The organism is Bacillus horti (assembly GCF_030813115.1).
Lineage (GTDB): Bacteria > Bacillota > Bacilli > Caldalkalibacillales > JCM-10596 > Bacillus_CH > Bacillus_CH horti.
The window spans coordinates 23,320-45,535 of record NZ_JAUSTY010000027.1 but is presented as its reverse complement, the minus strand read 5'-3'; the positions used below and the strand labels follow the sequence as shown (position 1 = coordinate 45,535).

Genomic DNA, 22,216 nt, shown 5'->3' with positions numbered 1-22,216 from the left:
AATAGCTTGAAATAAGCTCTCATTACGTTGTTCATTCAAAAGAATTGGACCCGTTCCTTGTTTCCTCGAAAGGAAGGCAAGCAACAGATTTTTTTTACGCTTGGCTATTCTTTGTTCAGTTTTCAAGGTTCTGTTTAAGATGAACAGATAAATTCTTTATTAATGAAAGAAAGTCATTTTCAAGTTCATCATATTCCGTCGCTGTCTTGCGGCGACAAATAATAATTTAACACATCTAAAATTAATATGCAATAAGTTTTTTTGAGAAATAAAATAAAAAAAGAATTCAGGCTATATCAATAGAAAAAGAAAATATAGGTTCAGCACCAGATAGAGTGATGGCTGAACCTATATTTTAAACTTTTATATTGTCCGTTTTATCCTAGTCTAACTATACGACTACTACTCTCTACTCCACTAACCAAATGAAGTAAGCCACGAAAACGAAGAATAACACATACATTATTGGATGAACCTCTTTATGTCTTCCTTTAAAAATCATAAAGATTGGGTATAATAAGAAGCCTGCTGCAATCCCTGTAGAAATACTATATGCAAAAGGCATGATCACAATCGTAAGAAAGGCTGGAATAGCATACTCTAATTTATCCCATTCAATGGCTTTTAACGATGAGGCCATTAATACTCCTACAATAATTAAAGCCGGGGCAGTTACATTGGATGTCACCACACCTAATAATGGAGAGAAAAATAATGCTACGATAAAGAACAACGCTGTGAAAACGGCAGTTAATCCTGTTCTTCCTCCAACAGCAACACCAGCAGAGGATTCAATATAAGAAGTTGTTGTTGAAGTTCCTAAAACTGCTCCTCCCATTGTAGCTACCGCATCTGCAGAAAGAGCACGCCCAGCCCTTGGTAGCTTACCATCCTTCATTAGACCCGCTTGTCTTGTTACAGCTACTAACGTTCCAGCGGTATCAAAGAAGTCAATAAATAGCATGGTGAAAATAACAAGAATCATCTCTTTTCTAAACACATGCTCAAAGAAATCCTTAAATAAAACACCGAAAGTAGGCTCTAAGCTGGGAACACTTGAAACAATTTGAGATGGGGCATCGATAAGACCAAATATAATACCTGCAATAGAGGTTAGAATCATTCCGAAGAAAATTCCACCTTTAATTCCTCTAATCATAAGTATTGCACTGACAACTAGTCCAAAAACCGTCAACAATACTGGAGGCGATAGGATATCTCCTAAACCAACAATAGTTGCTTCTTCTGCCACCACGATCCCCGCATTTTGAAAGCCAATAAAAGCGATAAACAAACCAATACCTGCTCCTACGGCTAGCTTCATTTGCTCTGGAATTCCATTGATGATTGTTTCGCGGATTTTAAACAAAGTTAAGATAAAGAAAATAACTCCTGAAACGAATGTTCCTGCTAATGCTGTTTGCCAAGGAATCCCCATCCCGAGAACAACAGTAAAAGCAAAAAATGCGTTAATACCCATCCCAGGCGCTAAAGCTACAGGATAGTTAGCTAAAAGACCCATGATCAAGCTACCCAAAGCCGCCGCTAATGCTGTTGCCACAAATACAGCACCAGGATCCATGCCTGTTGCACTTAACATATCTGTATTCACAAACAAAATATAGGCCATTGCTAAGAATGTAGTTAAACCCGCTACGAATTCTTTTCTTACAGTTGTACCTTGTTCTTTTAAACCAAAGAACCGATCCATACTCATCCCTCTCTTATCCTTCTTAGTTTCTTAGTTAATTACTTAATATATCCTTCTCAGCTCTTCTTTTTTCCATGAACACCCTCTTACTTCCTTTTAAATATGGATGAATTCAAAAAGAAAAAGCCTAGGCTACTACCCAGACTCCCTACTAACTTAACATTCAAAAGTGCTTAGTGAATAATAGGGGAAATGATTCCCTCCAGTCACTAATAACGAAAACCCAAAAGATATGGATCACATCATCCACTTTTCGTAGTCAAGCTGTTTACGGAAGCTTGGTAGAGGACTTCTGAGCCATATTCTCAGAATTATACGAAGAAAATATTTAATTACCTTCATAGTTTAAGATGTTAATATAGTAAAGTCAAGTTATTTACGAACATTAATTAGATTAAAGTTCTTAAATGTTCGCATTTAATAAAAGTTGTGAGTTCTAATATTCATTCATCCGTTCATCCATAATCATTTCTATGAGTTTAGCAGAAAAATCATTTGAATCATTCTCCAGCAGTCGTAAAGCTGCTATGGCTGGCACAGCTTGTTTTATTTCACTGAGATTAAACATCCCCTCTGCTGAGATCATATTTAAATACTTTTCTGACATTCTTTGTGCATATTGCTTTAACAACACGTACGTACGTGCGATATCCAGTATAGGGTTTCCCAATTTCGCATTTACCCAGTCAATAATGAAATACTGAGATTCATCATACATAATATTTAAAAAATGCATATCAAAATGGCAGAGTACTTGCTTTTCTTCAACATTCAAAAGAGATTGAAGAGCCCTATCCTTGAGACTTTGGTCAAGCTTGGACGAGTATAGGTCATTCTTAAATAGGGTATGTGCCTGCTTCAATTCTAAGTCACTGTAGTTATACACAGACAATTGCAATTCAACAAGATCTTGTAAACCGTTTTTGTACTTGTCTTTCCGCATCCTATTGCCAAGTGTGTAGCCGTCGATGTACTCCATTTTTATTTCATTCGTATCCCTCAAGTACTCACATTTCGGTACTGGAATAGTTGTTTTGCTCTGAATTTCCTGTTGAATCTTTGCTTCGTATTCTACCCAGTCTGATTTGTAGTCATCCGGAAATTTTTTGACAGCTAAACCATTTTCGAGATAGATACTTGCTATTTTTCCCTGACCAATCATCTTTCTTTCAGCCATTACTTTAGCCCTCCAAACAAACAATTTCTCGCAATAAAAACAAAATGATAAGGTTCCTTTCTTATCACCATCACATGGTGGAATATTCTAGGGGAACCTTATCATTAGTATATATTTTTATTTATTTTACGACTCACACAATGTGTAAATCGCTTTTCTGCACCAAATCATGTATCTAGTTTACTCCCACTCAATCGTTGCTGGAGGCTTAGAGGTAATATCATATACTACGCGATTGACGCCACTTACCTCATTACAAATACGTGTAGAGATTTTTTCTAATACTTCATATGGAATACGAGCCCAATCTGCTGTCATTCCGTCAATAGACGTAACCGCACGAATTCCTACTGTATAATCGTAAGTTCGAGCATCTCCCATTACCCCTACAGATCTCATATCAGGCAAAGCTGTAAAGTACTGCCACACTTCGCGTTCAAGACCAGCCTTTTTGATTTCATCACGTAGAATATAATCAGATTCACGCACAATCTCTAGCTTATCCTCAGTAATTTCACCTAGCACACGGATACCTAGTCCCGGGCCTGGAAACGGCTGGCGCCAAACGATTTCCTGTGGTAAGCCAAGCTCTTCTCCTAGCTTACGGACCTCGTCCTTAAACAATGTGTTTAGAGGCTCAATTAAATCCATTTTCATTTCCTCAGGCAAACCGCCTACATTATGATGGGATTTAATCGTTTGAGCCGTTGCTGTACCACTTTCAACAATATCTGTATATAACGTTCCTTGGGCTAAGAAATCCATGTCTGGAAGCTTATTTGCTTCCTCTTCAAAGACATAGATAAACTCGTTCCCAATAATTTTACGCTTCTGCTCTGGGTCGGAGACCCCTTTAAGCTTGGATAAAAAGCGCTCTTTAGCATCGATTTTTATCACATTCATACTGAATTTGCTCGTAAAGGTTTCCATCACACTTTCCGCTTCACCCTTGCGCAAAAGTCCATGATCAACAAACATACAAGTCAATTGATCACCGATTGCCTTATGGATTAAAGCCGCCACAACCGAGGAGTCCACACCACCACTTAAGGCACATAATACCTTTTTGGAGCCGACTCCCTGGCGGATTTCTTCTACAGCTAAATCAATGAATGCATCCATAGACCAATTGCCTTCACACTCACAAATTTTGTAGATAAAGTTACTTAGCATTTCGATCCCAAACTCAGAGTGACGTACCTCAGGATGGAACTGTACCGCGTATAGCTTTTTATCTGGATTACTCATCCCTGCTACAGGACAGGATTCATTCGTAGCATCTAAGATAAACCCTTGTGGTGGCTCAATCACAAGATCACCATGGCTCATCCAAACAAGCTGAGCTTCTTCAAGACCATCATATAATAGGGATTTTTCTTTTAGATTAACCACAGCCTTCCCATACTCACGAAGGGTTGCTTTTTCGACTTTCCCTTTAAAATGTTGGGTCATCAATTGCATACCATAGCAAATTCCAAGAATCGGGATTCCTAATTCAAAGATTTTCTCGTCACAGCGTGGAGAGCCTTCCTCGTAGACACTGTTAGGTCCACCAGAAAAAATGATCCCCTTTGGATTTAGTTCTTTGATCTTTTCAATAGATACATCATGAGGTAATAGCTCACTATACACCCCTAGATCTCTGACTCTTCTAGCGATCAGCTGATTATACTGACCCCCGAAATCTAATACAATAATTAATTCATTTGGCTTGTCCATCGCTGCTCCTCCTTGTTAAGTGAAAAACGTATCATGTGATGTAAATTGTTTGGAAATAAGATCAAAAAACAAACGAAAAACTAGGAGAGACTCTCAACACAGAACAGATTGAGTAGAAAATCCTAGTTTTTTCGTTGAAACGTTCGGATTTGGGAATATCATAACAAGCCTTTAGTAAAAGGTCAAGACGGAATTCCTTTTAAGATTTTAGCTTATTCATAATCGTGCGCCACATTGCAAATGCACGATTTACTTGTTCATCATCCTGGTTCTTCCCGTATCTCATTTGCTCAAACAGCTGTGTAATCGATTTAAGCTCAGTAATTTCAAGCTCTTGCTCTAAGGCGAGGACGTATTCCCTCATTGTTTGGGAAGGGTCCCTAGGCTTTGTAGATTTGCCAAGGTAGCGAATAAGCCATTCGTATATACGGAAAAAGGTAGGCTGATCAGATGCTTCCTTATAGCGCATAATCACCCAAGATAACAACAGGTTTTTTCTAAATAAGAAGGCTATAATTAATAGTAGGATCAAAATAGCCGCTAAGGCGATCAAAATTCTTCCTATAGAAAACCAAGATCCTGAACTTCCAGAAGCCCCACCTGGTGTAAAACTGGAATATTCCTCAATCCCTTCTTCGAATGAATCGCTAAACGGATCATCTAAAGGATCGTATTCCATCTCAAAATCCTCCGGATTCGATGTATCGATATCATCTCTTTCAAAGATGAATGGGTTGTTAAAGCTTTGCGTAGGCTCAAATGGGACCCATCCAATTTCCGGAAAATAAACCTCTACCCATGAATGAGCATTCCTGTTCCTAATTTCAGTTGTAAATTCACCACCTGAAGCCTCTAATACATCTCCAAAGGTAAAGCCCTTTACCCAACGAGCAGGAATATCCAATGTACGCAGTAATACAACCATAGAGCTTGAGAAGTTATCACAATATCCTACCATCGTCTCAAAAAGGAATTGATCAACATAATCCTGATCATCATCTGGAACAGCAACATCTTCAATATTATACTCAAATCCGTTTGTTTTGAAGAAACGCTCTACTCTTTTTACCCTTTCGTAATCACTGTCCGCTTCTTGGACAATTTCTTGAGCTAATTCTCCTACCCGATCTGGTAGCGTATCAGGAAGCTGTGTATACTGCTCCAGGATCTCACTTGGGGAATTAGCTACAGAAGCATTTTTAAGGGCTTGAGTGGAATAAGTAGGCAGTTCACTTGTCACCGTATAGCTGTGCAGACCAACCTCATCTTCTCCTGCAGCAAAAAGCTTTAGGCTTGCATCCTGACTATTAACCTCTAGAAACTCAGGATATTCTACAGGATCCATAAAGATGGATGTAGGTTCACCTGTGTAAAAAACGGTTGAAAACCTAGGCTGGTCAAATCGTATTCTAGAGGTCACAGAATCTAAGGTGGAACCGGATGAATGTAATAGTCCTAAACCAAGGTCTTGTGCATAAAATCTTCCGTCACTCATTTGTAGGGCTTTTTGCTCAGCAGACGTGTCAGACTGAACCCACCCCTTACCGGTATAGACATCCTTAGATTCTCCTCGCCAATACCCCCGACCTTGAGTCTGAGCCACAAAGACTAGACCATCATCGAGAATAAATGGCCCTCCTAAATTCTCATCATTTGTCCCATAGCCAATACGCTGAATGGCTCCTCCACCAAAGCCGCCACTCCCTTCACGAATGGAGTCCGAATAGCTTTGGATGAAATGGATCGGATCCGGCCAAGCAGGAGCAGCCTTAGGGGCAACAAAGCCGATAGCCGTCACTAAACCTACAACTAATACACTTGTCCATAGCCATTGCTGTGGAAAAGAAGTCGTAGCTGTGGCAGCCCTATCTCCAAGACGAGGAAATAGACGACCGATTTGACTAATCGTTAAAAGCAATAATCCATAAATAAAGCTACGAATAATGGGAAACATAGCTGCGTATGGAGTGAATGTATCCAAAATTGCTAACAGAACGATTGTCAGTAGGAAAAAGAACAGTGTCTTCCCCCGTTCAATCACAAGCTTAAAGATCACAATAGCCCCAAACCAGTGAATCAATAAGAAGAACAAGGTTAAGACGATATAAGAATGAGAGTCTATGTCTCCGTTAAATAATAGCCCAATCGAGTATAGGAGCTCTGAACCTAAATACCGAATCCAATCTGAGCTAAAAAAAGGCTCATAGATATATAGATTATGGACGAAGTAAATGAGGAAAAAGAGCATAATTCCTGAACGGATCCAATTGGACAGATTCAACCATTGGATAAGCATAGCTAAACCAAAGTAAAGAATAAATGGCCTAATCGTATACGTATCTGTTAGAACCATTAGAGGCCGCAGCCATTCCCAAACCATTAATGTGACGAGCACTAACATCACAAAGGAGGCAAGTGAAGAGAATTGATTTTTTCTAAGATGTTCCTGCTTAGGCTGTGACATGCTGATCACCTCCAGAAAGGGCTTGCTCAAAGCGATCATTTGAGATGATATGATAGTTAATTTGAGCTTGGGCTAGCATGGCTAGATATTGTCTCTCTTGCTGTGTTATCTCTTTATGACCCTTCATCCAGAAAAATTCAAGCTTTATTCTTCTATAGCTAATATCATTAAGTAGCCCAATTATTTTTTCATCTAGACGGGGTGTAAGAATAACAACCGTTGTCCCCATAGGTAGAAAAGAGATTTCACGAAGGACTGTTTTAATAAATGAGTACGTCGAATCTGCTTCTATTCGCGCCAAATGCTCATAGATCCTGAATATTTGCTCTTGGTCCTTAGACATGTTCATCACTGTAGCTACTTTTCCGTAGGACACGATCCCAGCAGAGAAATGTTGCTTAAGCACAAGGCGAGTTAAGGAGGCGGTTAAGGAGACCGTTCTTTCAAATAAGGCGGAGACCTTGCCTCCCGTTCCTTTTCCACCGTAGCTTTTCATTTCACGGTCAATAAAAAACATAAAATCATTGGTGATTTGATGCTCATATTCCTTGGTCTTTAAGGAATTGGTTCTAGCTGTGGCCTTCCAATGAATCCTAGCCAAGCGATCTCCAGGAGCGTAATCTCTGATGCCCATGACGGAGCTAACATCCTCATCCTGTCGGTTGAAGCTGAAGGTCGTACCGATGTTCTTTTCATTTAGTGTGCGCCATCTGCGAATGATCTGGTATTTCGGATAAACCACGATCTCGTTGTCATGACTGAACGTGTGCTGTCTTTTAACCAAGCCAAATAAGTCTCCCGTTTCAATACTAAGCTCATTCCATTTGAAGACTCCACGAGGGACGTCCTCAATGGAGTACTCAACTATATACTCCTTTTTGAATCCACCCAAAACTATCTTTTTGGTGTCTTCAACAGCATTTATAAGCCTAGGGTCTAGACTGTCTTTAACCATAAGGTAGATAAACGGAAAGCGATACGGATTCATAATTCGCAGCCTCACCTGTACAGTTTGCCCTGCTGTATACTTAGGTTTCTTTAGCTCTCGAACTACGTGCACACCGCGGAAGGCAAATAGAAATAACCCTACAGCCATGATGGCAATAGGCAAGAAGGCATAGAAAATAAACCAGCTAATAAACCCGCCCTGAAACTTGGCATAGACATAGGCACAAATTAATAATATAGATATAGTCCATACTCCATAGGATGCTTTGTTTTTCATACATACACGTCCCTTTTATGAAACCCGCGATTATTTATACATTGGTTCTTTAAATACAGGTACCTTGACACTTCCGATTACTTCTTTTAATACGTTGGAAACGGTTGCCCCGCTTAAGCGCGACTCTGATTTTAAAATGATGCGGTGCTCTAATGTATGCGGAGTCAGATATTTAACATCATCAGGAATGACGTATTCTCTTCCTCGAATATACGCCAAGGCTTGGGAAGCACGTAATAAAGCAAGAGAACCACGAGGACTTGCTCCAAGATAAACACTTTGATGTGTTCTTGTTGCCTGAGAAAGCTCTACAATATATTCCTTGATGGAGTCATCTACATGAGTCAAACGAGCCGCTTGTTGAAACTGCTGTAGCTCTTCCTTGCTGATAACCTCTTGGATTTGATCGATTGGATGATTTTCTTGGATGCGCGTGAGAACTTCCATCTCTTCTTCTTGTGTGGGATATCCCATTCTTAGCTTCAGGAGAAAACGGTCTAGCTGTGCTTCCGGCAATGGGAATGTTCCTTCATATTCAATCGGGTTTTGGGTAGCCATAACCATAAAGGGCTCTGGTAATCGTTTAGTATCGCCATCAACTGTTAGACTACCCTCCTCCATAGCTTCTAATAGAGCAGATTGTGTTTTTGGGGATGTACGATTAATTTCATCGGCTAAAATGACGTTCCCGAAAATAGGACCCTGTCGAAATTCAAAATTAGCTTCTTTCTGGTTATATATAGAGACACCAGTTACGTCAGATGGGAGTAAGTCTGGTGTGAATTGAATACGTTTAAAGCTACAGCCTAATGAGCGAGCAAGGGCACGTACAAGCATTGTCTTTCCAACCCCTGGAACGTCCTCCAATAGAACATGGCCTTTAGACATAATGGCTACCATCATAAGTTCAACCACTGGTTTTTTCCCCACAATGACAGCATTAACGTTTTGCATGACCGATGCAATTTTTGCATGGTATTGATCAAAGTCTTGAATTGTGGCAAGGTTTTTTCCCATAGAATATCCTCCAAATGTCCGTCTTTTCAGTTTATTTACATTTCTACTATAACATTTCTGCTACTCTAGTAGTAAACTTCTATGCTCAATAGTAAGTTTCCTTTTTATAGGACGACTAAACCCATTTTTATCAGCTAAGACAAAGATTTATATTAGGAAGTGTTTAATTTGCCGTATATCTATATTAGCTTTGCTTTTCTAGCATCTAGCATGAACAATTTTACTCTGTTAGTATAAGGAAAGCTTCTATTTAAGCCTTCTCGAAGAGGTTATCTAGTCCATCATTAGAGAAAGCTTTTACATGCAGCCAGAATTTATAAACCTTGAAGAAATCATTGTATCAATTTTTATAAATTCTTAGACTGTAAGAAAAGCTTCTATTGAAGCCTTCTCGAAGAGGTTGTCTAGTCCATCATTAGAGGAAGCTTTTACATGCAGCCAGAATTTTTAAAACTTGAAGAAATCATTGTATCAAATTTTATAAATTCTTAGACTGTAAAAATAGACTTCATAAATGGTTAAAAAGTTTCGATAATTATAGTAAAGAATGATTGAGATAAATAACATAGATAAATTGAAGAATAAATGGGGAATACAAATATGCGTCAAAATAATATGTATATTTTTATTATAAATCCTGTTGCAGGAAGTGGTAAGGGCTCTAAAGTATGGGAGCTTATTAAGGCTGATTTAGAAACAGAAAACGTGTATTATCGTTCCTTCTTCACGAAGCACGCTGGTCATGCTGAGGATATCGCTTTACAGATAGCTGAGCTCCACGGCGAGCGTTTAGAAGCCATTATTGTTGTAGGTGGGGACGGGACCATGCATGAAGTTATTAATGGCTTGCGCTCTTATCCACAAATTCCTGTAGGATATATTCCTGGAGGGTCTGGTAATGATTTTGCTCGCGGATTTATGGTCCCGCGCTCTGTCAAAAAAGCGTGGAAGCGTATCTATGAAAGGAAAAATAAGTCTGCAAGAACATTTGATCTTGGTCGTTTCCGTTTCTCTGAACGAAAAAAAGCAGAAAGGTTTTTTATTAATGGATTAGGCATAGGCTTTGATGGGGAAGTAGCCAAAGAAACAAATCAATCTAGCTATAAAAAGTTCTTAAATAAGCTTAGGTGTGGGAGCTTAGCTTACGCCATAAGTGTCATTCGTCTTCTTTTTAGCTATCAGCCCTGCGACATTCACGTTGAGATAGATGGGAATGCCCATACATTTCAGAAAGCTTGGCTGGTCGCCATTTCTAATATCCCTTATTACGGTGGTGGGATGAAGATTTCCCCTAATGCAAGACCAGATGATGGAAAGCTAAGCCTATGTGTGGTCCATCAGTTGAACAAGTGGAAGCTTCTAGCTGTGTTTATAACGGTCTTTATGGGGCAGCATCAGCGCTTTAAAGAGGTCACTTTATTGGAAGGGAAATCCCTCACTATTTCCAGTGAGAGACCCCTTCTTGTTCATGCCGATGGAGAGATAATAGGTAAAACTCCCATCACCATCAACACAGACATGAGAACACAAATCATTATTTAATATCAACTATGATTAAATGAAGAAGCTTCTGTGAGGCCTTTTTAGGAAAATAGCTTCAAGCCCACAGCCGCCCCTAAGATCATTGAAATGAACAGGACTCGTGGCCAAGTCTTAGGCTCACCATAAAGTACCATCCCTATGATTGCTCCACCTGATGCACCTATCCCTGTCCAAACAGCATAGGCTGTACTCATAGGCAGGGTCTCCATTGCCAGAGCCAGAAATAAAAAGCTCAGGCCAAACCCTAAGATTAAAAGAAGCAGCGATGTTATATTACGATATTTATTTAACCTATTGATCATGGCCACACCAAACATTTCAAAAATCCCAGCAAGGACTAAAAATGCCCAATCCATTATCGATCCACCCCTTTCACCTTCTGATCCTCAGGCTTAGTCACTAGCTTCAAGCCAATCACTCCGATTAGAAGCAGCAGAACCAAAAGAATTTTTGCTAGCTTGATTGGCTCAGCAAAAAAGACGATCTCAGCCACCATCGTTCCCGCCGTCCCAAGTCCAACAAATACAGCGTAAACGGTACCGACGGGAAGCTTTCTTCCTGATAATATCAGTAGAGAAAAGCTTACTCCTATAGCGATTACGGTTCCTAACCATGTCCACACATCATAGGCATGCTTTAATCCCATGACCCAAAACACCTCAAAAAAGGCAGCCACTAAAACCATTGTCCAGCTTTTTTTCATCTCCATCCTACTCCCTTTTCTCCTTATTTATTTCTCGGACTCCTATAGTTGTGTAAGCCCCAGGTCGTATACTGAAATCGACCTTGTGTCCCGTGTAAATAGCCTCTATTTTGAGGTATCTTCTACATATGAAGGTGCGACTCACTGATACACATAGAGCACCTTTTGTCATACGGAGCATCACATCAAAACCTAGTACATTTTTCTTAGGATGCAAAAAAAGCCCGAGAAATATCCTTTAAGATATCTCCCGGGCTTTTATCCCTCCGTGACACAGCTATACGCTGTGTGTTTTCTCTCGGACCTGACCGTACACAGCACTCACAACATGGCTGCACACCTGCGGAACCCTAGAAAACATATTGTCTATTATTCTACTTGATTGGAGCCATGTTTTCAAGACATTTAACTATAGATTGTTCAGGTAAAGTTCAGGTTATGTTATTCCCCTGTTCAGCTTCGCTTTCCGTAGAGTTCTATTTGATTCTTTACGATGTACATAGAGTTACTAAGTCGCGTGGAAATCCAAACGCACAGATACAAAGAACATCTTTCAGTGTTGATAGCGAGTACGTCCGTCAAATAGAACAGGAAGGAAGGAATACTGCATGGAAACTTGCTTAATGATTCACGGTTTTACGGGGGGAGAGTTCGAAATTGCTCCACTATCAGAATTTTTGCAGGCCCAATACTTTAAAACGAAAACGTTTGAGCTTAAAGGGCTAACTGGATCAAGATCAGAAATGATGTCCTCAAATCGCTTTGATTGGATTGAGAAGGCAGAAACGGAACTAAAAAAAATCATTAAAAACGGTAAAAGTGTGCATTTAATTGGCTTCTCTACTGGAGCGATCATCGCTACGCATTTGTCTGTTAAATACAAAGAGCATGTTAAATCATTGACTTTACTAGCTACACCTATATTTACATTTAACGTTAAGGAGATTGTAAAAACATTTTTTCAAGCAGATAAAGTAAAGAATTATGTAAAAAAGTTCCTACACACTCCCTATTGTGCAACAAGAGAATTCAAAAAAATCGTGCAGGAATCCCTGAATCTGTACAAACAGGTGGAGGCCCCCACTTTAATTATTCAGGGTGATTCTGATCATTTGGTACAAGCAAAAAGCGCTAACTACCTCTACTTAACCATCGGAGCAAAAAAGAAAAAACTTCTACTTGTAGAGAAGTGTGGTCACTTGATTTGCTTAAGTAAAAATCAATCTCAGGTTTTTCATGAGGTATATTCCTTCATTAGCAACTATCATTATCAGCGCCTTAGTAGCTGTTCCTAATACACTTATGAATTCTAAAACTAAATGAAATGTGGTGCCTACCATGACTTTTATTGCCTTAATAACAATTTCAAAGATTGTTGCTACTTTTTCACATGCTCCTAAGCTTATCCTGCAATTTGTAAAAGTAAAGGCTTGAATACAACGTGTAGTTATAGGTCCAATGAAAAAGTGGATCAAACATGCTATGATTGAGGTGCAAATATGAACATCCCTAACACGATCACTCTTACAAGATTCTTCTTTATTCCTATATATATTTATGTCTTCTTTTCCGGATGGGTCGATGCCAATCTGTATGCTTTCTTCATTTTGCTTCTAGCAGGATGTAGTGACATTTTGGACGGGTATTTGGCTCGCCGAAACAATCAAATTACCGCTTTAGGGCAAATATTAGATCCTTTAGCAGATAAATTAATGATGATGAGTGTCATTATAACGTTTCTAATCGACCAGCGAATATCTTTGCTGGCAGCAAGTATTTTCGTTTTACGTGACGTGATCACAATTCTCCTCATGAGCATGCTACATGCAAAGAAGAGCAGGAATCTTCTCCCCGCTAATAAGTTTGGGAAAGCAAGTACCTGCCTCTTCTATTTATCCTTTCTTTTCTTGATGTTTGAATGGCCTTTTGGGCAGGAGCTATTGTGGGTTGGGCTTTTATTTTCTTTTTTAACTAGCTTTATTTATGCAAACCTTTATTTCTTTAAACATAAATCACGTACAGACACCTATGTAAGAACACCTACTGCAATCAACTCCACAAGGAGCTCACGGATTAAGCTATAAGGGAGACTAAAATGGTATGAATCACAAATTACTACTGGTAGACGATGAACAGGGATTGCTAGAAATGCTTAACTTTCTTTTGAAGAAAGAAGGCTTTGAGCACCTCTATTTCGCTAAGGATGGCAAGGAAGCTCTTGCTTACGTGGACGAAATAAGCTTCGATCTTATTGTTTTAGATATTATGCTTCCCGATATCGATGGCTTTGAATTATGTAGGCGTTTACGTGAAATCACGCAGGTTCCTATTCTGTTTTTATCTGCTAAAACGATGGATTTAGATAAAATTATGGGGCTAACGATTGGCGGTGATGATTATATCACCAAACCGTTTAACCCTTTGGAGGTTGTCGCTCGAATAAAAGCACATTTAAGACGGCAGGAGCTAGCTAAGGCTCAGCAATCATCTACTGAGTTAAACATATACGATTACGGGGTTTTTCAGTTATATAGGCAAGAGGGAAAGCTGGTTGTGAACGGTGAGCATGTCCCATGCCCTGCAAAGGAGTTTGAGCTATTAGCGTTTCTTTGTGAGCATCCGAATCAGGTATTTAGCATACAGGGTCTCTATGAAAAAATTTGGGGACTAGAAAGCTTTGGCGATGATAATACGGTCATGGTCCATATCCGCAGGCTACGGAAGAAAATTGAACATGACCCTACACAGCCGGAGTTTTTAATTAATATTCGTGGATTCGGTTATAAATTAAACGGTTCGCGCAAGGAGCTGAGCGAATGAATCTTGAAAAAAAGCTGGGCCTACACTATTTCAAATTTGTAATAGGTATCGTTGTCCAGGGTATTATCCTTTATATATTTCTCTTTATTCTCTATGCTATCATTACTCGTCTTCCTTTTATGCACTGGTTTTTTGAGATCGATTTAGCTGAGGCCTTAATCTTGGCTTTCTTAGGATTTGTCCCCCCTATTTTAGTCTTTATTTTGATTGCAGGACTAATATTTGGACGAAGAATGAGCTCTCCTATTTTTTATCACTTAAAATGGATTGATCATTTAGCTGCAGGAAACTACACCGCTCCAGAAGTAAATGAATATGCCAACCGTAAAAATATGCGCTTCTTTACTTTATATCAAGAGCTAACCGAGAAGATGGAACTGTTAACTACTCGGCTTCAGCAGAATGATGTGGAACGTAAGGAACTCGAAAAAATGCGCAAGGAATGGACTTCAGGGGTCACACATGACCTAAAGACCCCCTTATCTTATATCCAAGGCTATTCGACGATGCTACTTTCAGAAAAGCATACCTGGTCACCGGAAGAACAAACCCACTTCCTAAAGATCATGAGGGAGAAAGCGGCTCATATGCAGCATCTGATCGATGACCTGAGTGATTCTTTACAATTTGAGCAGGGTTCAGTTCCACTCGATAAAGAAAGCATAGATATTGTCGCTTTTCTTCATCGACTGGTTGAAGACATTAAACAGCAGCCTAATGCCCTGCATCATCAGTTTGATGTAAGCTCCGACAAAGAATCCTTTATGTATTCCTTCGACAGCTACCTGCTTAAAAGAGCCTTAACTAATTTTCTCATGAATGCGGTCATTCACAACGAAACGAAAACGAATATTACGGTGTCCCTCACCTGTGAGCTCAAGGCTATACATATCACGATTGCTGATGATGGGATCGGCATGAGTGAGAGTCAAATCGAGCATCTTTTTGAACGCTATTTTCGGGGGACCGCCACAGATATACCAACGGCTGGTACAGGACTAGGAATGGCTATTGCAAAGCAATTTATAGTTGCTCATCAGGGCAAGATTAAGGTGGATAGTACGTTGGGAGAAGGGACTTCCATTCAGGTTACTTTACCCTTAGTCAATTAATATTAAAGGAGGACGAGTACCGCCCTCCTTTTTTGATTTATTCATTAATTAATGATATATCCAACTGCTTAAGTAACCATTTAGGAACAACAAACCTTGCCGTCATAAGAGGATCAACAATCTGACATATCTCTGCTTGTCCCACTGCACTCATCAGCATTGTGATCTCACTCAAGGAACGCTTAGACTTTGCCACAATCCTATCAATCATCTCTGTCGTTGCTATCTTCGTAGCCTCATCCAGCGTACTAGCAGAAGCAATTTGAACAAAAGAATACTCGTTCTCTAGCATCGGTTGCTTCAATAAATCACCCTTAACAACTTCCAAGGTCACCGTCACTTCACCTGCTACTTCTACTCCCGATACACTTACTTCACCATCGCCCATAGCAGCATGAAGGTCACCCAGAGCAAACAGAGCACCTTCAACAAAAACAGGGAAATATAAAGTAGCTCCCTCCGTAATCAATTTATTATCCATATTTCCACCATGTGCACCTGGAGTACCACAATTCACACCTTCTCCATCAGGAGCAACACCAATGACTCCAATCATTTTATTTAGTGGAAGCTCAATCGTGTCGAAGAGAATCTTGTCTTCTTGAATGGGTAGGGTTTTAGATTCCATTTTTTCTATGCAGTGCCCCATTACACCCAAGTTTGGTCCTACGACCATCACACCTTGATCTCCAATATCAATCTTCTCTATTTTCACTTTCAAAATATCCCCGGGCTTCGCTTCCCTAATATAAATAGGCCCGGTAGCTGGATTGATCTTATCCCAATCAATTGCACTCACTTCAGTTTCTGGAGTTTGGATCTGATTTTGAAAGCAATCATAGGTCTGAATAGTCAAGGTAGTTCCTGATGACACTTCTTTTGTATAGGGATTCTCTTTGTTGAACTCATAGATAATTCCTGAATCATAGGATAAAGTGCTCATTTCATCTCCTCCTTTTATATTCAATTTATCATGCTCTGCCCCTTAATTATAGTTGAAAAATTCTATCTTTTATAGAATGTATTGTTACTATTAAATTTTACATGCTGGAAGTATATCTATGGCTAGATATAAGCTATGGAAGTATGATTATTTGACAAGTAAACTTGGCAATAATATAATAAGAGTATGACAAGTAAACTTGGCAAATTAGTTGGGAGGGATTCTTATTAACAAAGATGAAATCTTGTCAAAAAGTAGAAAGGAAAATAAGGATCGAGATTTATACGAAATAGAAGTTCAGCTACATGCAGGAAGTATTGGCTCTACTACAGGGATTATTTTAGCCACCCTCTTATTTGTGACACAAATCCTAATTGGAGAGGGCTTTGATTTTGGCCTATATGCCGTTATCATTTCTATTTCCGCCGCTGGTTTCATCTTTAAAGCGTTCCGTATGAGACGTAAACGCGATATTGTCCTTGCAACGATTTATGGACTTGCGACGATCATTTTAACAGTCGCCCATATTTTAAAGCTAATTAAAGATTATGGAATGATAGGGTGAGCTCATGGAAAATGAATTGATCCTGAAAAATCACCTGAAAGAAGTACGGACTGAAAAGAATCTATCCCAAGCACAGCTTGCAAAATTAGTCGGTGTTTCTCGGAATACCATTAGTTCGATTGAAACAGGACAATTTAATCCAACAGCAAAGCTAGCCTTAATCCTTTGCATTGCTTTGGATAAGAAGTTTGAGGAACTATTCTATTTTTGAATAAAAATTTTACAACAAGGAGGAGTTATGATGTCAAAAGATATCCGATTTGAGGTAGAACACCCGGCTGCCCAAGGTGGAACAATTGCCAATGTTATTACTGATAAAGAAACTGGAGTACAATATTTGTTAGCTATCTTTCTGGTTCGGGGCTTACAGTCTTGGTTGATGCGGAGGGGAAACCTTTAATAAAAAGATAATCAGATGTAGCGAAAGAGTACACTTCAATTGCCTTCAAAACAATTGATAGACAAACGACGTACTTTGAGAGGAGCTTTCATATGTTGCAAGAGTTACAAGAGTTTTATTTTAACCTACTACCGGCTTTGGAAGGGAACTTATTTTTACAATTAGTGGGGATCTTTGTTCTTTCACTAATCCCGTTTTTTGAGTCCTACGGTGCCATACCCATGGGGTTAGTTTTAGGCTTTCCGGCTATACCTATAATTTTGACAGCTATAGGGGGTAACTTAGTTTCTGTCATGGCATTTATTTGGGTAATCAATAAATTACGTGCAAAGGTAGTGAAAAAGAAGACGGATAAAGAGCCAAGCAAACGCGCAATAAGAGCAAGACGATACTTCGAAAAATATGGTGTTCCAGGGGTCTCTTTGGCAGGTATCTTATTGGGATATCACCTTTCAGCTGGTATTGCATTAGCAGCCGGTGCTAATAAGAGTTATGTAAGCTTGTGGATAACCATTGCTATTGCTTTGTGGTCTATCGTTATTGGAGTTCTGTTTGGTTATGGAATAGGTTTTTTATACTAATATGATCGTTTAAATCAGTTTCAGTAAAGTAGATCCTACGTTTAAATCTATTATGAAAAATGAACACCTCCTTTTATAATCCATTTAGCACGATCTGTTCCTTAATTGTAGTTGAAAAATTCTATCTTTTGGGGGATAGTAGTGTTATAGCAAATATTACTACATTTGGAGGTGTACATATGGCTAGAGGTAAGGAAATTATCATTCCTGAGAATCCCGTTTCGAGATTTCTATTCTCAAACACTAATTCAGCTTGGATTTGGCTTATTGTTCGCCTGTATTTAGGATACGCTTGGATTACGGCTGGATGGAAAAAGGTGACCGGCCCTGCCTGGACCGGTGAAAATGCTGGAGCTGCGGTTCAAGGCTTCGTTTCAGGAGCACTAGAGAAGGAAGAGGTTGCTTCGTGGTACGCCGCATTTTTACAAAACGCTGTATTACCAAATGCTAAGGTTTTCTCTTTTATGGTGGCTTATGGAGAATTATTGGTTGGTCTAGGACTTATTCTTGGTTTACTAACAGGGATTGCTGCTTTCTTTGGCGGAGTGATGAACGTCAGCTTTTTGTTTGCTGGTACGTTGAGTACCAATCCTTTACTTTTCGTGTTGGCTACTTGGCTCGTGTTAGCTTGGAAGGTAGCTGGCTATTACGGCTTAGATCGTTGGGCGTTGCCTTTATTGGGGACACCGTGGCAGAGAAAAGTTACCAATACAAAATCTGATTTAAATTAATACAGCAAAGTGAAAATAAGAATTTATGAGAACAGTCTCCTACAGAAAATAAGATAAAAGTATTTTATTTTAACTCTAACAAAGCCGCACTCTCGTTGTGAGAGATGCGGCTTTGTTCATAAAACGTTCCTTGTTTAGAATTATTGGCTGTATGTTTTCATTGTCTTAATTTATTAATCCTGACTCCCTTAATAGCCTTTGGACCATAACTGCGACTTCTGCACGCGTGATGAATGCCTTAGGGGCAAGTGTCTTTCTGTCTCGTCCAGTAACAATGCCAGCTTGAAGGCTATCCGCTATACCGCTTAGCGCCCATTGCCCCGCTTCATTAGCGTCAGAAAATGGAGTCAAAAGTTCCTCCTCTATTTGCGCAGAAAGTTTGTCCTTCAACCCAGTCAGCTTCATCGCACTCGAGAAAATCTTCATCGCCTGCTCCCTTGTCAGCTTATCCGCTGGGCGAAAAGTACCGTCCTCAAAACCATTAATAAGGTTATACTCGTATGCCGTTTGTATCACATCGTTGTACCACGCAGACGACATCACATCAGGATAAGGAGAAACCTGCACACTATTAAGCTTCAAACCCAAGCTATTTATGAGAATCTCAGCAAACTCAGCACGGGTGATATCTTCTCTAGGATAAAATAAGCCCCTACTGTCTCCTTGGACAATAAGTCTTGCTCCTAAATCATTTACTGCTTCTTTTGCCCATTGTGCCTGTACGTCCTCAAACGTTAGTGAATGAGAAATCAAGGCATACGTACTGTTCGTTAAGCTACTTGCGACTGCATATTCCTGACCGTCTTCCGACTCCACCTTCGTGGGCACATGTCTAACCGTTCCACCCTTCTCCAGAACGATAGCTGTTGTCATTTGGGGCGGCGTGCGACTCTCTGGAAGTTGGATTAGTCTTTCGACATAACGATCAAACGGCAACACTTCCAGCTGGGTATCTCCATGGTAGGCTTCCACAGTGAAGTCCACTGGGTCTGAGAGAAGCGTGAAGCCGTTTGTCTCTGCTACACTTTCAGCAAGATTCAGCACAGCTTCCCTCGGTTCCCCCACCCCGATACGCACCTTAAACTCTTGTAGCGTGACTGGTTTTTCAGTATCAGCCAAAGCACGTTGGATATCAATCGCTTCAATTGGCAATCGATAGGTGCCTTTAATCGCTTGAAGCTCGAGTAAAACTTGCTTTTCTCTTAAGAATTCAAGCTGTGTTCTGCTTAGCTCCACATACACCTCGTCGACTTGGCGACTAGCATGAACCTCGAGCACCCCTCCTAACTCCATACTTGCCACCTGCTTCGCAAGATTGTCCTGATTCAGAGCGACCACTAGTACGGTGCGCCCCTCTCGTTTCGATTGGGATACAGAAACGGTGCCTGCGGCAGCCAGCTTCCCATCTATCCTCACATCCACTCCTCTTAATGGTTGTGGCTCTGGATCAATCGGTGGTAGTGGTGTACTGCCCCCGCCACTTGGTGGCGCACTCGGCGTTATACTATCGGAAGCCGCCGACTCTACACTGCTGCCTGCGGCATTGTTTGCTTTTACCGTAAACGTATACGCCTCACCGTTCGTCAGACCCATAACAACAATCGGGCTGCTAGCTCGGATTATGCTATGCCCCTCAGGATATACGGTGACCTCATAATCTGTTATGGGACTGCCTCCGTCAAACGCCGGTGCGTCGAAGGTGATTGTCGCTTGACGATTACTTGGCACAGCCACAACGTTCGTTGGCGCTCCTGGTATCGTAAACGGAGTTGCACTTACGATATTGGAGGCAGGACTTTCTCCTTGGACATTCTCTCCCCTAACCGTAAAATAGTAGGTCGTCCCATTTACCAAACCAGTAGCCGTATAATCGTATACTGACCCGACTACCGTTCCTACTTCCGTTCCATTCATAGTAGGACTCAGGCTTTGATAGATTTTATAGCTAGTAGCATCATCTACAGGGATCCATGTCAAACTAACCTGCTCATCACTAGCAATAGCAGGCTGCAAATATGGAGCGCCAGGTATTGGGGTCGAGTTACTAATGTCTATTGTCAAAGGCAACTGAGTATCTACACCAAAATCAAATGTTAATACGACCTGTCCGATCGGCAATGTTGTTAAATATTCCTTATTGATCGTGACCGTATTTCCCACTCGCAGATAATCGCTTCCTTCGATTAATGTTGTGGAACCGTTCAGAATCCCGGATAGGACATGGCCCTTTTCCTCCAAGGTCACATTAATATCCAGATAATGTAATCCTGACTCATTCTTATCGAAGGATTCGAAGTTAGGCGTAATCGATGGTGTGATGTCGAAGCTGGACCACCCGTCAAGATAGTCTCCATTCGGATCAAATTTTTGAATCCGAGGGTTAAGGGCTTCCGTTACATAACATTTCCACTGCTATCTATTCCCACACTGTTAGGAAAGTTGAACTGACCATTTCCATTACCATTGCTTCCCCATTGACTAATATAGGTCCCATCCGAATCGAACTTTTGAATCCGGTTATTAAGAGCATCAGGAACATAAACATGGCCACTACTGTCTATGGCAATATCAAAGGGATGCTGAAACTGGCCATTTCCATTGCCTAGGCTTCCCCATTGACTCATGTAGGTCCCATCCGAATCAAATTTTTGGATCCGATGGTTTTCGCTTTCCGTTACATAAACATGCCCACTCTGATCAATCGCAATACCATATAGATTATTGAATTCACCATCTCCATTGCCACGGCTTCCCCACTTGCTGAGAAAATGACCGTTCGAATCAAACTTTTGGACTCGATTGTTATCCTGATCCGTTACATAGATCGTATTATCGCTGTGGTTAATCGCAATATTGACTGGAGATCTGAATTCACCATCATTATTGCCCCACCTCCCCCACTCGGAGAGATAGTTGCCATCCGAATCGAATTTTTGGATTCGGTGGTTAAGTTTATCCGCTACATAGACATTGGCGTTGTTATCTATTGCGATTCCACTTGGATTATTAAACTGACCATCTCCACTTCCTAATTCTCCCCACTCGGTAAAAAAGCCTCCATTCGAGTCTAATTTAAGAATCCGGTTGTTACCGTAATCTGTAACATACATATTACCTTCGTTGTCTATCTCTATAGCGACGGGGCGATCAAGCAAAGTTTGTTGAGGTTGAATAAACGATATAGAACCACTCTCTCTATCAGCCCAAGCTACTGGATATGTACTGATCAATAACATAACAATAATAACTGTACTTGATACCCTCTTCATGAAGTCATTCCATCTTTGCAGCATTCACACTTTTCTCCTATCTTTCAATCTTATACGACAATATATTTGCCACTATAGTTTCTTGTTATAGCTGTTTTCTTGCTATTGCCGTAAGTTAGAGTATACATACTGATTGATAAAAAAAGATCATACGAAAGTTGTAGTCCGAAAAAAACCTTAGAATGTTTGGAGGTCTCCAATAGACATTCTAAGGCAAAATTCTTCAATTATACGTAT

Annotated in this window: 21 protein-coding genes and 2 riboswitches; of the genes, 10 read left to right on the top strand and 11 right to left on the bottom strand. The window is 40.2% G+C overall.

Annotated features, from left to right (window positions below):
- Positions 1 to 409: 409 nt before the first annotated feature.
- The 6 genes from J2S11_RS20995 to J2S11_RS20970 form a co-directional block, all read right to left on the bottom strand.
- Positions 410 to 1,711: an NCS2 family permease gene (locus tag J2S11_RS20995; protein WP_307397978.1), complete on the bottom strand. Its 1,302-nt coding sequence runs from the start codon at positions 1,709 to 1,711 to the stop codon at positions 410 to 412.
- Between the two features lie 236 nt (positions 1,712 to 1,947).
- Positions 1,948 to 2,050, bottom strand: a riboswitch (purine riboswitch).
- 97 nt (positions 2,051 to 2,147) lie between these two features.
- Positions 2,148 to 2,888: a phosphotransferase gene (locus J2S11_RS20990; RefSeq protein WP_307397974.1), complete on the bottom strand. Its 741-nt coding sequence runs from the start codon at positions 2,886 to 2,888 to the stop codon at positions 2,148 to 2,150.
- Between the two features lie 180 nt (positions 2,889 to 3,068).
- The gene (gene guaA, locus J2S11_RS20985; protein WP_307397972.1) at positions 3,069 to 4,607 is read right to left on the bottom strand and encodes a glutamine-hydrolyzing GMP synthase; all 1,539 of its coding nucleotides are present in this window, start codon (positions 4,605 to 4,607) and stop codon (positions 3,069 to 3,071) included.
- A 199-nt stretch (positions 4,608 to 4,806) separates the two neighbouring features.
- Positions 4,807 to 7,071, bottom strand: a complete 2,265-nt coding sequence (locus J2S11_RS20980; RefSeq protein ID WP_307397970.1) for a DUF4129 domain-containing transglutaminase family protein — start codon at positions 7,069 to 7,071, stop codon at positions 4,807 to 4,809.
- On the bottom strand, positions 7,058 to 8,296 hold the full coding sequence (locus J2S11_RS20975) for a DUF58 domain-containing protein (RefSeq protein ID WP_307397968.1): 1,239 nt from the start codon (positions 8,294 to 8,296) through the stop codon (positions 7,058 to 7,060). Before J2S11_RS20975 ends, J2S11_RS20980 begins: the two co-directional genes overlap by 14 nt.
- Positions 8,297 to 8,326: 30 nt before the next feature.
- Positions 8,327 to 9,313 carry an AAA family ATPase gene (locus J2S11_RS20970; protein WP_307397966.1) on the bottom strand — a complete coding sequence of 329 codons (987 nt, stop codon included), beginning with the start codon at positions 9,311 to 9,313 and terminating at the stop codon, positions 8,327 to 8,329.
- A gap of 600 nt (positions 9,314 to 9,913) precedes the next feature.
- On the opposite strand from J2S11_RS20970, the gene J2S11_RS20965 reads away from it, so the two are divergent.
- Positions 9,914 to 10,855, top strand: coding sequence for a diacylglycerol/lipid kinase family protein (locus J2S11_RS20965; protein WP_307397964.1), 942 nt, complete (start codon positions 9,914 to 9,916; stop codon positions 10,853 to 10,855).
- Positions 10,856 to 10,896: 41 nt separating this feature from the next.
- On the opposite strand, the gene J2S11_RS20960 is transcribed toward J2S11_RS20965, so the two are convergent.
- Positions 10,897 to 11,211: a DMT family transporter gene (locus J2S11_RS20960; protein ID WP_307397963.1), complete on the bottom strand. Its 315-nt coding sequence runs from the start codon at positions 11,209 to 11,211 to the stop codon at positions 10,897 to 10,899.
- A complete protein-coding gene (locus tag J2S11_RS20955; protein ID WP_307397960.1) occupies positions 11,211 to 11,558 on the bottom strand; it encodes a DMT family transporter in 348 nt (115 codons plus the stop codon). Before J2S11_RS20955 ends, J2S11_RS20960 begins: the two co-directional genes overlap by 1 nt.
- A gap of 245 nt (positions 11,559 to 11,803) precedes the next feature.
- Positions 11,804 to 11,923, bottom strand: a riboswitch (guanidine-I (ykkC/yxkD leader).
- 243 nt (positions 11,924 to 12,166) lie between these two features.
- On the opposite strand from J2S11_RS20955, the gene J2S11_RS20950 reads away from it, so the two are divergent.
- From J2S11_RS20950 to J2S11_RS20935, 4 genes are all read left to right on the top strand, one after another.
- The gene (locus J2S11_RS20950; protein ID WP_307397959.1) at positions 12,167 to 12,853 is read left to right on the top strand and encodes an alpha/beta hydrolase; all 687 of its coding nucleotides are present in this window, start codon (positions 12,167 to 12,169) and stop codon (positions 12,851 to 12,853) included.
- A 204-nt stretch (positions 12,854 to 13,057) separates the two neighbouring features.
- Positions 13,058 to 13,642, top strand: coding sequence for a CDP-alcohol phosphatidyltransferase family protein (locus J2S11_RS20945; protein ID WP_307397957.1), 585 nt, complete (start codon positions 13,058 to 13,060; stop codon positions 13,640 to 13,642).
- A 16-nt stretch (positions 13,643 to 13,658) separates the two neighbouring features.
- Complete coding sequence (locus tag J2S11_RS20940; protein WP_307397954.1) at positions 13,659 to 14,378, top strand: response regulator transcription factor; 720 nt, start codon at positions 13,659 to 13,661, stop codon at positions 14,376 to 14,378.
- Positions 14,375 to 15,490: a sensor histidine kinase gene (locus tag J2S11_RS20935; protein ID WP_307397952.1), complete on the top strand. Its 1,116-nt coding sequence runs from the start codon at positions 14,375 to 14,377 to the stop codon at positions 15,488 to 15,490. Before J2S11_RS20940 ends, J2S11_RS20935 begins: the two co-directional genes overlap by 4 nt.
- A 37-nt stretch (positions 15,491 to 15,527) precedes the next feature.
- On the opposite strand, the gene J2S11_RS20930 is transcribed toward J2S11_RS20935, so the two are convergent.
- Entirely contained in the window at positions 15,528 to 16,433 is a 906-nt protein-coding gene (locus J2S11_RS20930) for an acetamidase/formamidase family protein (protein ID WP_307397950.1), read from the bottom strand.
- Between the two features lie 211 nt (positions 16,434 to 16,644).
- Between J2S11_RS20930 and J2S11_RS20925 the strand changes: the two genes are divergently transcribed.
- From J2S11_RS20925 to J2S11_RS20905, 5 genes are all read left to right on the top strand, one after another.
- Positions 16,645 to 16,998 carry a DUF6442 family protein gene (locus tag J2S11_RS20925; RefSeq protein ID WP_307397948.1) on the top strand — a complete coding sequence of 118 codons (354 nt, stop codon included), beginning with the start codon at positions 16,645 to 16,647 and terminating at the stop codon, positions 16,996 to 16,998.
- 4 nt (positions 16,999 to 17,002) lie between these two features.
- Positions 17,003 to 17,209 carry a helix-turn-helix transcriptional regulator gene (locus J2S11_RS20920; RefSeq protein WP_307397946.1) on the top strand — a complete coding sequence of 69 codons (207 nt, stop codon included), beginning with the start codon at positions 17,003 to 17,005 and terminating at the stop codon, positions 17,207 to 17,209.
- 30 nt (positions 17,210 to 17,239) lie between these two features.
- Positions 17,240 to 17,398, top strand: coding sequence for a DUF6440 family protein (locus J2S11_RS20915; protein WP_307397944.1), 159 nt, complete (start codon positions 17,240 to 17,242; stop codon positions 17,396 to 17,398).
- A 92-nt stretch (positions 17,399 to 17,490) separates the two neighbouring features.
- Positions 17,491 to 17,979, top strand: a complete 489-nt coding sequence (locus J2S11_RS20910; RefSeq protein WP_307397943.1) for a small multi-drug export protein — start codon at positions 17,491 to 17,493, stop codon at positions 17,977 to 17,979.
- Between the two features lie 179 nt (positions 17,980 to 18,158).
- Complete coding sequence (locus J2S11_RS20905) at positions 18,159 to 18,710, top strand: DoxX family membrane protein (RefSeq protein ID WP_307397941.1); 552 nt, start codon at positions 18,159 to 18,161, stop codon at positions 18,708 to 18,710.
- A gap of 165 nt (positions 18,711 to 18,875) precedes the next feature.
- Here J2S11_RS20905 and J2S11_RS20900 read toward each other — a convergent pair whose 3' ends face one another.
- Both J2S11_RS20900 and J2S11_RS20895 read right to left on the bottom strand, forming a co-directional pair.
- A complete protein-coding gene (locus J2S11_RS20900; RefSeq protein ID WP_307397976.1) occupies positions 18,876 to 21,017 on the bottom strand; it encodes an S-layer homology domain-containing protein in 2,142 nt (713 codons plus the stop codon).
- A gap of 86 nt (positions 21,018 to 21,103) precedes the next feature.
- Positions 21,104 to 22,003: a 6-bladed beta-propeller gene (locus J2S11_RS20895; protein WP_307397939.1), complete on the bottom strand. Its 900-nt coding sequence runs from the start codon at positions 22,001 to 22,003 to the stop codon at positions 21,104 to 21,106.
- Between the last annotated feature and the right edge of the window lie 213 nt (positions 22,004 to 22,216).

What these genes read in the sequence shown, in the direction of transcription:
- J2S11_RS20995 (WP_307397978.1), bottom strand. Translation starts at nt 1,711, where the DNA reads ATGGATCGGTTCTTTGGTTTAAAAGAACAAGGTACAACTGTAAGAAAA.
- J2S11_RS20990 (WP_307397974.1), bottom strand. Translation starts at nt 2,888, where the DNA reads ATGGCTGAAAGAAAGATGATTGGTCAGGGAAAAATAGCAAGTATCTAT.
- guaA (WP_307397972.1), bottom strand. Translation starts at nt 4,607, where the DNA reads ATGGACAAGCCAAATGAATTAATTATTGTATTAGATTTCGGGGGTCAG.
- J2S11_RS20980 (WP_307397970.1), bottom strand. Translation starts at nt 7,071, where the DNA reads ATGTCACAGCCTAAGCAGGAACATCTTAGAAAAAATCAATTCTCTTCA.
- J2S11_RS20975 (WP_307397968.1), bottom strand. Translation starts at nt 8,296, where the DNA reads ATGAAAAACAAAGCATCCTATGGAGTATGGACTATATCTATATTATTA.
- J2S11_RS20970 (WP_307397966.1), bottom strand. Translation starts at nt 9,313, where the DNA reads ATGGGAAAAAACCTTGCCACAATTCAAGACTTTGATCAATACCATGCA.
- J2S11_RS20965 (WP_307397964.1), top strand. Translation starts at nt 9,914, where the DNA reads ATGCGTCAAAATAATATGTATATTTTTATTATAAATCCTGTTGCAGGA.
- J2S11_RS20960 (WP_307397963.1), bottom strand. Translation starts at nt 11,211, where the DNA reads ATGGATTGGGCATTTTTAGTCCTTGCTGGGATTTTTGAAATGTTTGGT.
- J2S11_RS20955 (WP_307397960.1), bottom strand. Translation starts at nt 11,558, where the DNA reads ATGAAAAAAAGCTGGACAATGGTTTTAGTGGCTGCCTTTTTTGAGGTG.
- J2S11_RS20950 (WP_307397959.1), top strand. Translation starts at nt 12,167, where the DNA reads ATGGAAACTTGCTTAATGATTCACGGTTTTACGGGGGGAGAGTTCGAA.
- J2S11_RS20945 (WP_307397957.1), top strand. Translation starts at nt 13,058, where the DNA reads ATGAACATCCCTAACACGATCACTCTTACAAGATTCTTCTTTATTCCT.
- J2S11_RS20940 (WP_307397954.1), top strand. Translation starts at nt 13,659, where the DNA reads ATGAATCACAAATTACTACTGGTAGACGATGAACAGGGATTGCTAGAA.
- J2S11_RS20935 (WP_307397952.1), top strand. Translation starts at nt 14,375, where the DNA reads ATGAATCTTGAAAAAAAGCTGGGCCTACACTATTTCAAATTTGTAATA.
- J2S11_RS20930 (WP_307397950.1), bottom strand. Translation starts at nt 16,433, where the DNA reads ATGAGCACTTTATCCTATGATTCAGGAATTATCTATGAGTTCAACAAA.
- J2S11_RS20920 (WP_307397946.1), top strand. Translation starts at nt 17,003, where the DNA reads ATGGAAAATGAATTGATCCTGAAAAATCACCTGAAAGAAGTACGGACT.
- J2S11_RS20915 (WP_307397944.1), top strand. Translation starts at nt 17,240, where the DNA reads ATGTCAAAAGATATCCGATTTGAGGTAGAACACCCGGCTGCCCAAGGT.
- J2S11_RS20910 (WP_307397943.1), top strand. Translation starts at nt 17,491, where the DNA reads ATGTTGCAAGAGTTACAAGAGTTTTATTTTAACCTACTACCGGCTTTG.
- J2S11_RS20905 (WP_307397941.1), top strand. Translation starts at nt 18,159, where the DNA reads ATGGCTAGAGGTAAGGAAATTATCATTCCTGAGAATCCCGTTTCGAGA.
- J2S11_RS20895 (WP_307397939.1), bottom strand. Translation starts at nt 22,003, where the DNA reads ATGCTGCAAAGATGGAATGACTTCATGAAGAGGGTATCAAGTACAGTT.